Below are 13,414 nucleotides of genomic sequence, written 5' to 3' on the forward strand. Positions count from 1 at the left end.
CAAAAAAGAAAAGACGTACAAACGCACGTCTTATACTTCTTCTACTTTTTCAACACCTTCTGCTTGCTCCGCAAACTCTTCTGGTGTTTCAAACGTCATTTTTCCAAGTTTTCCACCACGAAGCTCACGAAGTACAAGCTCAGATGTTTTATCATAATCAATCATTCCGCCGCCCATTAAACAGCCTCTATTTTTTCCAATTGCATCGAATAACTCCACAATATCTTCTGGAATTTCATTTAAATTATATCGCTCTTTCAAACGTTCTGGGTAATGTTTCTCCATAAAACGTAAAGCGTAAACAGCAACATCCTGTAAATTTAAAATTGAATCTTTAATTGCGCCCGTTGTTGCTAAACGAAGACCCACTAGTTGATCTTCAAATTTAGGCCATAAAATACCCGGTGTATCTAACAGTTCCATTTCCTTCCCAACTTTAATCCATTGTTGAGCTGTTGTCACCCCAGGACGATCTCCTGTTTTAGCAATATTTTTCTTCGCTAACTTATTAATTAACGTTGATTTACCAACATTCGGTATACCTACAATTAACGCACGAATCGCTCTCGGTCTAATACCTTTTGCAACCATTTTATCAAATTTTTCTTTCACCAACACTTTACAAGCCGCTGCAATTTCTTTCATACCTTGTCCAGCTTGTGCGTTAATCGAAATTGCCATTTGGCCTTTTTCTTTAAAATATGCGATCCATTGCTTTGTTAAACGATCATCTGCCATATCCGCTTTATTTAAAACAACAAGCCTCGGTTTATGTGTAATGATCTCATCGATCATTGGATTTCTAGAAGATAAAGGTAATCGAGCATCTACAAGCTCAATTACAACATCAATTAACTTTAATTTTTCTGTTACTTGGCGTCTAGCCTTTGCCATATGTCCCGGGAACCATTGAATTACCATGTTGCCACCTTCTTTTTCTTTTATTTCACAATACGAGCATCTTTTAACGGCCAATATAGTATATTTGCTTTTCCAATCACTTGGTCCATTGAAATTGTACCAATTGAACGACTATCTTTACTAAAACGACGATTATCGCCTAAAACAAATAATTGACCTTCTGGAACAGTTTTCTTCCCTGTCATTTCTTCAAGAGTAAAATCATATGTAAGCGGTCCGTCAGCAATTTGTTTTTTCTGCTTGTCTAAATACGGCTCCTCATAAGCCTTTCCGTTAACATATAGTTTATCATTACGATACTCTATTTCATCGCCTGGTAGGCCGATAATGCGCTTAATATAATCCTTATCTTCCGTTGCTCGGAATACGATAATATCAAATCGTTTCGGATCTCCTATGTGATAACCAATTTTATTGACAATCATTCGATCGCGATCATGTAAAGTAGACGCCATCGACACTCCATCTACGAGAATTGGTGCAAAGAAAAACTGTCTAATAACACCCGCTAATACAACAGCAATCAAAATTGCCTTGATCCATTCCCAAAGTGAACTCTTTTCTTTCTTCATGCATTTCCCCTCCACGATTATGTAAGCTGCTCGTATTATATCAAAATTTTATATAGATTGGAAAAAGGGAGCTTGTGTATTTACAAGCTCCCATACATGTCTTATCGAATTTCTTTAATACGTGCTTTTTTACCGCGAAGGTTACGTAAGTAGTATAACTTAGCACGACGTACTTTACCACGGCGAAGTACTTCAAGTTTCGCGATTCTTGGCGTGTGCACTGGGAACGTACGCTCAACACCTACACCGTAAGAAATCTTACGAACTGTGAATGTTTCACTGATTCCGCCACCACGACGTTTAATTACAACACCTTCAAAAAGCTGAATTCTTTCACGAGTTCCCTCAACTACTTTTACGTGTACACGTAAAGTGTCTCCAGGACGGAATGAAGGAAGGTCAGTTTTTAATTGGCCTTGAGTAATTTCTGCGATTAATTGTTGCATATTAAATTCTCTCCTTTAAACAGATGCTCTTATAAAGTCTTAATAAATTACAGCGGAACATCGTTAATACGGCCACTGATTTCAGTAGCACAAGTGTTATAATAGCATATTGCTAGGACTGTTGCAATAGGAAATATATCAAGCCCTTACTTGTCTTCTTTAATCTGTTCTAGCCATTTCGCTTCTTGCTTAGATAATTCTCGTTCTTCCAGTAAATCCGGTCTACGCGTGTACGTACGACGTAGTGATTCTTTGTGTCGCCATTCATCAATATTTTTATGATTTCCTGACATTAATACATTCGGTACCTTCATACCACGAAAATCAGCTGGACGTGTATAATGAGGATGCTCTAATAAACCTGTACTAAACGAATCCTCGACTTGCGAAGCATGATTTCCTAGCACTCCCGGCAGGAGACGCACGACACTATCAGTAATAACCATAGAGGCTAACTCTCCACCGGTTAATACGTAGTCTCCGATAGAAATCTCATCTGTTACGAGATGCTCACGAATTCGTTCATCGTAGCCTTCATAATGACCACATACAAAAATAACATGCTCTTCTTCAGCAAGTTCTTCTGCCTTCTTCTGCGTAAAACGCTCCCCTTGCGGACACATTAGGACAACTCTCGGTTTACGGTCTGTTTCCTTCGTTAACTCTTCCACTGCATCAAAGATAGGCTGGGGGGTTAATACCATCCCAGCGCCACCACCATACGGATAATCATCTACGCTATTATGCTTACTCGTTGTATAATCGCGGAAATTGACAACACGAAGCTCTACCGCTTCTTTTTCTTGTGCTTTCTTTAAAATTGAAGATCCAAACACACCTGTAAACATATCTGGAAACAATGTTAAAATGTCAATTTTCATTATAGCAATCCTTCCATTACATGAATGGTTACTAATTTATTCTCAATGTTAACTTGAAGTACAACATCATCAATATAAGGAATTAATAGATCTTGACCTTTTGGACGTTTAATTACCCAAACATCATTTGCACCAGGAGATAAAATCTCTTTTATTGTTCCTAACGCTTCTCCTTCTTCCGTTACAACGTTGCAACCAATAATTTCATGGTAGTAGTATTCACCTTCAGCTAGTTCGCCTAACTGCTCTTCTGGTACTTTTATTAAAGAACCTTTAAACTTCTCTGCTTCATCTACATTGTTGTATCCTTCAAATGTTAATAGATCAAACGTCTTATGTTGACGATGAGAAGTTACTTTCACCGGAAGGTAGTCTGTACTTTTCTCATTACTTATGTATAACGTGTTTCCTACTTTATATCGCTCTTCTGGAAAATCAGTACGAGAAATAACACGAATTTCTCCTCTTACCCCATGAGTATTTACAATTTTCCCTACGTTAAACCACTTTGTCATAAATAGTATGTCACCCCTGGTTTCTATATAAATTAAGCATTTCCATTTCATATATGGAACATTCAACTTCTCTTTAAATGTTAAAAAAGGGAGAGGAAATAACTCCTCGCCCTTTTTACATTTATTGAATTTCCAGTGTTACTTTTTCATCATTATGATGTCCCACTGAATACAAGAGCATTCGAATTGCTTTCGCAACTCTCCCTTGCTTTCCAATGACTTTTCCAACATCCTCAGGATGCACAGTTAATCGATACTTTATCTCTCCGTTGTAAAGTTCCTGTGTAACTTTTACATCTTCAGGATAATCGACAAGAGGCTTGACAATCGTCTCGACTAACTTCTTCATAGTCATTGCCTCAATTACTTACCTTGTTTAGATAAGTGGAATTTCTCCATGATACCTTGGTTAGAGAATAAGTTACGAACTGTATCAGATGGTTTAGCACCATTTCCTAACCATTTTAATGCTGCTTCTTCGTTGATCTTAACTTCAGCTGGTTGAGCAACCGGATTGTAAGTACCGATTTCCTCAATGAAACGTCCGTCACGAGGAGAACGAGAATCTGCAACAACTACACGATAGAAAGGAGTTTTTTTAGCTCCCATACGTTTTAAACGAATTTTAACTGCCATTTATAAAGCACCTCCGAATTTATTTCACACAGATAATTATATTAGCAAAAAGACTATTGCTTTGTAAAGTATTTTTTCTTAACAGAGCCATCTTTTTTCCTTACATGAATGGAAACTTCAATCCACCTAGTCCTTTTTTCTTACCTTTTTGCATTCCAGTCATCGTTTTCATCATCTTTTTCATATCATCAAATTGCTTGATTAAACGATTGATCTCTTGTACCGTTGTACCGCTACCTTTGGCAATGCGCTTTTTGCGACTAGCATTGATTATTTCCGGTTGTTCTCGCTCTAATTTAGTCATAGAACGAATAATTGCCTCAATATGCCCAATTTGTTTTTCATCAACTTGCGCATTTTTCAGCCCTTTAATTTTATTTGCACCAGGAAGCATTCCTAACAATTCATCAAGCGGTCCAAGTTGACGCACTTGTCCAAGTTGTTCTAGGAAATCGTCAAGCGTAAACGAAAGCGTACGCATTTTTTGCTCAAGTTCTTTTGCTTTCTCTTCATCAACTGTAGCTTGCGCTTTTTCAATTAATGTTAAGACGTCTCCCATCCCTAAAATACGGGATGCCATACGCTCTGGATGGAACGCTTCAATCGCATCTAGTTTTTCACCCATACCTGCAAATTTAATCGGTGTATTTGTTACCGCCTTAATAGATAATGCCGCACCACCGCGCGTATCACCATCTAATTTCGTTAATACAACACCTGTTAAACCTAACTGTTCATGGAAACTTTGTGCAACATTTACCGCGTCTTGTCCCGTCATCGCATCGACAACAAGGAAAATTTCATCCGGTTTCGCAACTTCTTTCACTTTCGCTAATTCATCCATTAGTTCTTCATCAATATGCAGGCGACCTGCTGTATCAATTAAAACATAATCGTGATGATCTTCTTTTGCTTTTGCAATCGCTTGTTTCGCAATTTCAACAGGACTTACTTGATCTCCTAAAGAGAATACAGGCATGTCCAATTGCTTCCCTAATGTTTCAAGCTGTTTAATCGCTGCTGGACGGTAAATATCCGCTGCAACAAGCATTGGTTTACGATTATGCTTTTTACGAAGCAAATTCGCAAGCTTACCTGTCGTCGTTGTTTTACCCGCACCTTGCAGACCAACTATCATTATAACAGTCGGTGGCCTATTAGCAACAGCAATTTTGCTTTGCTCTCCGCCCATAAGTTCTGTAAGTTCTTCCTGTACGACTTTAATTACTTGTTGTCCAGGTGTCAAACTTGTCATTACATCTTGTCCGACAGCACGTTCAGACACACGCTTTACAAAATCTTTTACTACTTTAAAGTTAACGTCCGCTTCTAAAAGAGCTAGACGAACTTCTCTCATCATTTCTTTCACATCGGCTTCAGAAACTTTTCCTTTGCCGCGGATTTTTTGCATTGTCTGTTGAAGTCGGTCGGCTAATCCTTCAAATGCCATATTGCCGCCCTCCTAATCTAATTTTTCGATAGCTTCAACAACTTGTTTCATTTCTTCATTCACATGCTCTTCTTCGCTGATTAGCTGTTTTAGCTTTGCAACAAGTCGCTGTCGCTCTTGAAACTTTTGAAGTAATACTAATTTATCTTCATATTCTTCAAGCATCGCTTCAGTCCGTTTAATGTTATCATACACGGCTTGGCGACTTACATCAAATTCTTCCGCAATTTCACCAAGAGATAAATCATCTAGATAATAAAGCGACATATAACTTCTTTGTTTTTGCGTTAACAACGATTGATAAAAATCAAATAAATAGTTCATTCTCGTTGTTTTCTCGAGCATGTTGGATCATCCTTTGTTAAGTGATTTCCCTTTACATGAATTAGTTTACATGGAGTACAAAAGAGTGTCAAGTTTTTTTCTTAACATCACATATTTTTATAGAAAAAGAAGCGGAAAATACCGCTTCTTTCACTTATACTTCTTCTGTTTCTACTAAGTTCGCAAATAAACCATACACATATTGTTCTGGATCAAACTGCTGTAAGTCATCCATTTGCTCTCCTAATCCAACGAATTTCACCGGTACATCCATTTCGTTACGAATCGCTAATACAATACCACCTTTAGCAGTTCCATCTAACTTCGTTAAAACAATACCAGTAACATTTGTTGCTTCACGGAATGTTTTCGCTTGACTTAAACCGTTTTGTCCTGTTGTTGCATCAATAACAAGTAATACTTCGTGAGGAGCCCCCGGTACTTCACGCTCAATTACACGCTTCACTTTCTCTAACTCTTTCATTAAGTTTACTTTGTTTTGTAAGCGTCCTGCTGTGTCACATAGTAATACGTCTACTTTACGTGCTTTCGCGGCTTGTACAGCGTCATACATAACCGCCGCTGGATCAGATCCTGATCCTTGTTTAATCACTTCTACACCAACGCGATCGCCCCATACTTCTAATTGTTCAATCGCTCCCGCACGGAATGTATCTCCTGCCGCCAATAGGACAGACTTACCTTCTGATTTGAATTTATGTGCTAGTTTACCAATCGTCGTCGTTTTCCCTACGCCGTTAACACCGACAAATAAAACAACTGTTAATTGATCCTCTTGCACATTAATTTCATTACTAAACTCACTATCGCCTTTGTAAATCCCTACTAACTTTTCTGAAATAACAGCTTGTACTTCTTTTGGGTCTTGGATGTTACGACGTTGCACTTCTTCTTTCAATTGATCAATTAATTCCATTACCGTCGAAACTCCGACATCTGCACCAATTAAAATCTCTTCTAATTCCTCAAAGAAATCTTCATCTACTTTACGATAACGATAAACTAAATCATTTACTTTATCTGCAAACGAATTTCTCGTTTTTTCTAATCCATTTTTAAATTTCTCTGTTACTGTATCTGTTTGTTTTGAAATTTTTTCTTTTAATTTTTTAAAGAAGCTCATACTGTCTCATCCTTCCTAATTACTTGCAACTAGTTCTTCTCCATCATCTAAACGAACCGAAACAAGTTTAGATACCCCTGACTCTTGCATTGTTACACCGTACAATACGTCAGACTCTTCCATTGTACCTTTTCTATGTGTAATGACAATAAACTGTGTCTCATCACTAAATCTCTTTAAATACTGCGCAAAACGGGCAACATTCGCCTCATCAAGAGCCGCCTCTACCTCATCTAGTACACAGAATGGGACTGGGCGCACTTTTAAAATACCAAATAAAAGCGCAATTGCTGTTAAAGCACGCTCTCCACCAGAAAGTAAGCCTAAGTTTTGCAGTTTCTTCCCTGGCGGCTGCGCTACAATATCAATACCCGTATTTAATAAGTCCTCTGGATTCGTCATGACTAGATCCGCTCTACCGCCTCCAAATAATTCAGAGAATACCGATTGAAACTCCATTCGAATTCCTTCAAACGTAGTAGAGAAGCGTTTTTTCATTTCTTCATCCATTTCAGTAATAAGTTGGTGCAATGTCGTTTTCGCTTCTTCTAGGTCATCTTTTTGCTCTAGTAAGAATGTATGACGCTCCGCTACACGCTCATACTCTTCAATTGCCCCTAAGTTTACTGCGCCTAGCTCTTCGATGGATAGTTTAATTAGTTTCACCTTTTTACGTGCATCTTCGGCAGGCATCATCATTGTATACTTCAGTTTTGCTGCTTCAAATGAAATCGTATATGTTTCACGTAAATGTTGTAATCTATTTTCTAACTCTACATCAAGTCGGTTTATTTTTACTTCTTGATTTTTCAGCATCTCAAGAATGTATTTATGTTTACCTGTTGTTTCTTTCAGATTACGCTCTAAATGTTCTACTCTCTCTTGTAACGATACGCGTTGTTCCCGGCGAGAGCGAATTAACTCTGAAGTTTGATTACGATCATACGCTTTCTTCTCAATCATATTCGTAATCTGTTCTTCACCACTTGAATTAGATGTCATTTCTTGTTTTAAGAATGCTAAATCCTCTTTTGTTTTGACAAGGGTTGCATCCGTTTCTTCTTTTTCCTTCGTCAATCGTTCAACTTTTTCTTTTTGATTAGATAGGCGTTGTTGCTTTTCAGCCGCTAACACTTTTAACTCAGTCATTTCTTTTTGTACTTTTTCTTTCGAAGAATGCTGCTCACTTTTTTGTTTTGTTAAAGCAACAATTTTGCTATCTAATTCCGTAATCTCCGCTTGAAGCGTTGCTAAAATCTTTTCTAGCTCTTCTTTGCGCCCTTGTATTTTCACTTGATCTTGTAAAAATCCTTCAATCTCTAAATCGTAAATAGATAAACGATCATTAATACGATGTTCTTCTAATTCTAAGCGACTAATTTCTTCTCTTAATTTCTGTTCATCTACACGCTCTGCTTCTACACTTTGCCTTAGTTCGCGTATTTGCACTTCTTTTTCTTGAATCTCTTGCTTTACTGCTTTAACAAAGTTTTCTAACTTCGTTGTTTTTTCTTCCATATCAGTTAACTTGCTCGTCCACTCTTCTAGTTCACGTTGACGTCCTAATAAAGAAGATTTCGCCTGCTTTACCGCTCCACCAGTCATAGAACCGCCAGGGTTCACTACATCACCTTCGATTGTTACAATGCGATATCGGTATTGCAGTTGTTTCGCCAACTCATTCGCCCCACGTAAATCTTTCGCAACAATAACAGTACCTAATAAATTTGAAACTACATTTTCATATTTATTGTTATATTGCACAAGCTCTGCCGCCACACCTACAAACGATGGGTGCTGGTTTACAATACGTAATTGTTCAAATGATAACGATCTACTTTTAATAACAGCTTGCGGTAAAAACGTTGCTCGTCCATGTTTATTTTGTTTTAAAAACGTAATTGCATTACGAGCATGTTCTTCTTTTTGTACGACAATATGCTGCATTGCTGCACCTAGAGCAATCTCCATTGCAATTTCATATTCTTTCGGTACCGTTAACAGTTCTGCAACAGCACCCTCGATACCTTGCAACCTATCTTCTCTAGCTTTTAATACTTCACGTACCCCTTGATAGAAACCAGAGTAATCTTCTTGCATCTCTTCTAGCATTTCTTTTCGAGAACGTGCCTGTTGTACAAATTGATACGCTTGATACAGTTTTGTTTCGTTTTCACTATACTGGGTCTTGCATTTCCCAAGTGCCGTTTCTGTTTTTTGTATATTAGAAAGGATTCCAGCTACTTTTTCTTTCACTTGCTCATAACTTTCCACAAGCTTCGTCTTTTTCGCTGTAATTTCCATACGTATTTCTACATATTTCGCATTTTCTTCATCGAGGCGTTCATTTTTTGAGTTTTGTTGTTTAGATTGTTCTTCAATCATAGATAACTCATTACGATGACTAGCTTGTTGATTTAAAAGTTCAATATAGTCACCTTTTAAATTCTCAATTTGTTCTTCTAAATTGTCAGCAAAATTTGCAAGCAGTAGCTCATTATCATGCAATTTCGTCTCCAACTCTTTTACTTGATTTACAAATTGCATCAACACTTCTGTACTGGATTCAATTTCCTCATCATAACTTGTAGCTTTCTCTGTTAATTCAACAATTAACTGTTCGAGTTGTGCACAATGCGTCGTTGCATTTTGTTTTCTCTCTTTTAATAACTCACGCTGTCCTTCTAACTTTTCTAGCTCTTTACTAGAAAGAAGAAGTACTTCTTGTAAGGAATCTACAGACTCATCTACTGCTTGTAATTGCCCTCGTAATTCCTCAAGCTCTTCTTCACCTTTTTGTAAATGCGTTGACATTTTAGCTTCTTCGTTTTTATTATGCCCAAACTGATTTCGAAGCGCTTCCCATTTCTCATGTAATTCTTCAATTTCATGTACAATAAGCGCCGCTTCTACTTTCTCTAATTCTTCTTTTTTCTCGAGATAATCTTTCGCAATAGAGGCTTGTCTTTCTAAAGGTTCTACTTGACTACTTAATTCGTGAATGATATCTTGTACACGATTTAAGTTTTCTTGTGTTTCTGCTAATTTCACTTCAGCTTTCTTTTTACGAAGTTTGTATTTCAGCACTCCCGCCGCTTCTTCAAATACACCACGACGTTCTTCTGATTTACTACTTAAAATCTCTTCGACTTTCCCCTGGCTAATAATTGAAAAAGCTTCTCTCCCCATACCAGAGTCCATAAATAAATCGATAATATCTTTCAATCTACATGATTGTTTATTAATATAGAAATCACTATCACCAGAACGAGATACACGACGAGTTACACACACCTCATTATATTCAATCGGTAAACGTTGATCTTCATTATTTAAAGTTAATGTTACTTCAGCAACATTAACTGCTCTTCTCGTATCACTGCCTGCAAAAATAATATCCTCCATCTTTGCACCACGTAATGATTTTGCAGATTGTTCACCAAGTACCCAGCGAATCGCATCAGTAATATTACTTTTCCCACTTCCGTTAGGTCCTACTACAGAAGTTACACCTGGGACAAAATCAACAGATACACGCTCAGCAAAAGACTTAAACCCTGCTATTTCTAATCTTTTTAAAAACACGAAAGGCCTTCCTCCTATTCTCCGTTGTTATAACTGTTGTCTATACAAAAACAAGCTATTATACGGATTTCCCTTCCTTTTATTCACAAATAAAAAGAAAGTTTCATTCTATGCATAAGGAATCCCCCTCATTCAAAGGGGGATTCCTTATAGTTGTTCTTTTAATTTTTTCAATGCTTCTGCAGCAGCTTGTTGCTCTGCTTCTTTTTTCGACTTGCCACTTCCAAGACCTAATGCCTCATTATTTAAAGTTACACGTGACACAAATTCTCGGTTATGAGCCGGTCCTTTTTCTTGCAAAATTTGATACTCAATATTGCCACTACCATCACGCTGAATCAACTCTTGTAATTGACTCTTATAATCCATCACATGAGAAAAAGCACCTTCATTAATTTTCGGATATACAACTTCTTTTAAGAATCCCCAAACTGTTTCAAGCCCTTGATCAAGATAAAGGGCACCAATAAACGCTTCAAAGACATCCGCTAATAAAGCTGGTCGTTCACGTCCACCCGTCATTTCCTCACCTTTCCCTAATAAAACAAGGCTACCAAATGACAATTCGTTTGCAAAACGAACAAGAGATGGTTCACATACAATAGCTGCACGTAGTTTTGTTAACTCTCCTTCGCTCATTGTCGGATATTTTTGAAACAGATACTGTGATACAGTGAGTTCCAATACAGCATCACCAAGAAATTCAAGACGCTCATTGTCCTCATGCGGTTTTTTTCGATGCTCATTCACATACGATGAATGCGTAAATGCTTGAATCAATAATTTTTCATCTGAAAACGTAATACCTATCTCTTCTTGAAATACTTTAAACGCTTCACGATATTTTGTTTCGTATTTTTTTTCTCTATGTTTTCGGTACGGCATAAGTCCCTCCAGATATAAGCCGAGAAGCCCCGCTAAAAAACGGGACTTCACTTAAGCATTATAGATGACTCTCTATGTAAGTCACAGCATCGCCAACAGTAGCAATCTTTTCAGCATCTTCATCAGAAATTTCCATTTCGAATTCATCTTCCAATTGCATTACAAGTTCTACTACATCTAGGGAGTCTGCGCCTAAATCTTCTTTAAAGCTCGCAGCTGGTACTACTTCAGTTTCTTCTACACCTAAACGATCAACGATGATTTTTGTTACACGCTCTAAAACATCTGCCATTCCATTCACCTCCCCTCAAATATTATATTAAATATTGACCAAAAAAACTAGCCGAAATCAATTCTTTTATTACATTACCATACCGCCATCAACATTTAACGTTTGACCTGTAACATATTTGCTTTGATCAGAAGCAAAAAACGTTACAGCATTTGCGATATCCTCCGCTTCACCAAACTGAGCTACAGGAATTAATTTTAACATTTCAGCTTTTATATTTTCATCTAATACATCTGTCATATCTGTCGCAATAAACCCAGGAGCAATTGCATTTACAGTAATATTACGGCTCGCTAACTCTTTTGCTGATGTTTTTGTTAATCCAATTACACCCGCTTTAGCAGCTACATAGTTTGCTTGTCCTGGATTACCTGTTACTCCAACAACAGAAGCGATATTAATAATACGTCCATGACGTTGACGCATCATATATCGAGATACTGCCTTCGTACATAAAAATACACCTTTTAGGTTTGTATTAATAACTGTATCCCATTCTTCTTCTTTCATACGCATTAATAAATTATCTTTTGTTACACCCGCATTATTTACAAGAATATCAACTTGTCCAAATGTATCTACAGTTTGTTTCACCATATTTGTCACATCTTCAGCATTTGCAACATCTGCTCTTACTGCAATTGCATCCGAACCTAATTTCTTTATTTCATCAACTACTTCATTTGCCTTTTGCTCATTACCAGCATAATTTACTACAACATTTGCCCCTTGTTTCGCTAAATCAATCGCAATCGCACGACCAATTCCACGCGAAGCGCCAGTTACTAATGCTACTTTCCCTTTTAACATCAGTTTTCTCCTCTCAAATTCGAAATGGTATCTTTTAAGGTCTCTTCATCGTATATCGCATATGCTTTCACTGATGAATCAATTGACTTCATAAGTCCAGCAAGTACTTTCCCAGGTCCAATCTCAATAAATGTATCTACCCCTTGATTCACCATGTTTTCAATGGATGGGTACCATAAGACAGGCGAATAGAGCTGTTCAATTAGCTTTTCTTGAATATGTGCACCACTTGTAATAACGTCTGCTGTTACATTCGCGATAACAGGAATATTTGTATCTTGAATTGTAATTTCATTTAAGACACTTTGGAACTTCTCCGCTGCTGGCTTCATAAGCGAAGAGTGGAACGGTCCACTTACCTTAAGCGGAATTGCTCTCTTTGCACCATTTTCTTTCGCTCTTTGAGAAGCAATCTCGACTCCTTGCTTTGTTCCAGAAATCACAATTTGCTTCGTACTATTCATATTAGCGATTTGTACTGCATATCCTTCACTTGTTACTTCTTCTGTAACTTGTTTCAGCACATGTGGATCAGCACCTAAAATAGCCGCCATTGCACCTTCTCCGCCAGGAACAGCTTCTTCCATGTATTCCCCACGTTTCCTTACAGCATATACAGCGTCTTCAAAAGTTATTGCACCCGCTGCTACAAGAGCGCTATATTCACCTAAACTATGTCCTGCAACAAAGTCTGGTGTAATATCATACTCTTTCAAAGCTGTCAAAATAGCAAAACTCGTTGTTAATAAGGCAGGCTGCGCATTTGTCGTTAACGTCAGCTTTTCCTGCGGCCCTTCAAAAATCACTTCTGAAAGTGAATCTTGCAACACCTCATCTGCTTTTGCAAACACATTTGCAACCTCTTTATTATTCTCCGCTAACTGTTTACCCATTCCAACTGCCTGTGAACCTTGGCCCGGAAAAAGAAATGCTAGTTTTCCCATTTCAAATCC

15 protein-coding genes are annotated in these 13,414 nt (G+C 37.6%); all 15 read right to left on the reverse strand.

From position 1 onward, the window contains the following. Positions 1-30: 30 nt before the first annotated feature. Positions 31-921 carry a ribosome biogenesis GTPase YlqF gene (gene ylqF / locus KZZ19_RS18660; RefSeq protein WP_098341879.1) on the reverse strand — a complete coding sequence of 297 codons (891 nt, stop codon included), beginning with the start codon at positions 919-921 and terminating at the stop codon, positions 31-33. A gap of 20 nt (positions 922-941) precedes the next feature. Next, positions 942-1,493, reverse strand: a complete 552-nt coding sequence (gene lepB, locus KZZ19_RS18665; protein ID WP_000711857.1) for a signal peptidase I — start codon at positions 1,491-1,493, stop codon at positions 942-944. Positions 1,494-1,594: 101 nt separating this feature from the next. Beyond that, complete coding sequence (rplS, locus tag KZZ19_RS18670; protein WP_001186518.1) at positions 1,595-1,939, reverse strand: 50S ribosomal protein L19; 345 nt, start codon at positions 1,937-1,939, stop codon at positions 1,595-1,597. A gap of 146 nt (positions 1,940-2,085) precedes the next feature. After that, positions 2,086-2,820: a tRNA (guanosine(37)-N1)-methyltransferase TrmD gene (trmD, locus tag KZZ19_RS18675; protein ID WP_064475006.1), complete on the reverse strand. Its 735-nt coding sequence runs from the start codon at positions 2,818-2,820 to the stop codon at positions 2,086-2,088. Continuing rightward, positions 2,820-3,335, reverse strand: a complete 516-nt coding sequence (rimM, locus tag KZZ19_RS18680; RefSeq protein WP_048546010.1) for a ribosome maturation factor RimM — start codon at positions 3,333-3,335, stop codon at positions 2,820-2,822. Before rimM ends, trmD begins: the two co-directional genes overlap by 1 nt. Before the next feature lie 121 nt (positions 3,336-3,456). After that, a complete protein-coding gene (locus tag KZZ19_RS18685) occupies positions 3,457-3,684 on the reverse strand; it encodes a KH domain-containing protein (protein WP_016118543.1) in 228 nt (75 codons plus the stop codon). Positions 3,685-3,698: 14 nt separating this feature from the next. Further along, positions 3,699-3,971 carry a 30S ribosomal protein S16 gene (gene rpsP, locus KZZ19_RS18690; RefSeq protein WP_000268750.1) on the reverse strand — a complete coding sequence of 91 codons (273 nt, stop codon included), beginning with the start codon at positions 3,969-3,971 and terminating at the stop codon, positions 3,699-3,701. Positions 3,972-4,071: 100 nt separating this feature from the next. Continuing rightward, complete coding sequence (gene ffh, locus KZZ19_RS18695; RefSeq protein WP_237979336.1) at positions 4,072-5,421, reverse strand: signal recognition particle protein; 1,350 nt, start codon at positions 5,419-5,421, stop codon at positions 4,072-4,074. 12 nt (positions 5,422-5,433) lie between these two features. Continuing rightward, entirely contained in the window at positions 5,434-5,766 is a 333-nt protein-coding gene (locus tag KZZ19_RS18700; protein WP_000891061.1) for a putative DNA-binding protein, read from the reverse strand. 133 nt (positions 5,767-5,899) lie between these two features. Next, the gene (ftsY, locus tag KZZ19_RS18705; RefSeq protein ID WP_088097495.1) at positions 5,900-6,889 is read right to left on the reverse strand and encodes a signal recognition particle-docking protein FtsY; all 990 of its coding nucleotides are present in this window, start codon (positions 6,887-6,889) and stop codon (positions 5,900-5,902) included. Between the two features lie 15 nt (positions 6,890-6,904). After that, entirely contained in the window at positions 6,905-10,474 is a 3,570-nt protein-coding gene (smc, locus tag KZZ19_RS18710; protein ID WP_237979338.1) for a chromosome segregation protein SMC, read from the reverse strand. A 147-nt stretch (positions 10,475-10,621) separates the two neighbouring features. After that, on the reverse strand, positions 10,622-11,359 hold the full coding sequence (gene rncS / locus KZZ19_RS18715) for a ribonuclease III (RefSeq protein WP_098341877.1): 738 nt from the start codon (positions 11,357-11,359) through the stop codon (positions 10,622-10,624). Positions 11,360-11,417: 58 nt separating this feature from the next. Then, a complete protein-coding gene (gene acpP / locus KZZ19_RS18720; RefSeq protein ID WP_000786062.1) occupies positions 11,418-11,651 on the reverse strand; it encodes an acyl carrier protein in 234 nt (77 codons plus the stop codon). Between the two features lie 69 nt (positions 11,652-11,720). After that, entirely contained in the window at positions 11,721-12,461 is a 741-nt protein-coding gene (gene fabG / locus KZZ19_RS18725) for a 3-oxoacyl-[acyl-carrier-protein] reductase (RefSeq protein WP_061678211.1), read from the reverse strand. Then, positions 12,461-13,405: an ACP S-malonyltransferase gene (gene fabD, locus KZZ19_RS18730; RefSeq protein ID WP_237979340.1), complete on the reverse strand. Its 945-nt coding sequence runs from the start codon at positions 13,403-13,405 to the stop codon at positions 12,461-12,463. The genes fabG and fabD overlap by 1 nt, the downstream gene beginning before the upstream one ends. Positions 13,406-13,414 lie beyond the last annotated feature (9 nt).

Origin of the sequence: Bacillus thuringiensis, from assembly GCF_022095615.2 — a bacterium.
In the GTDB taxonomy this organism is placed as follows: domain Bacteria; phylum Bacillota; class Bacilli; order Bacillales; family Bacillaceae_G; genus Bacillus_A; species Bacillus_A cereus_AG.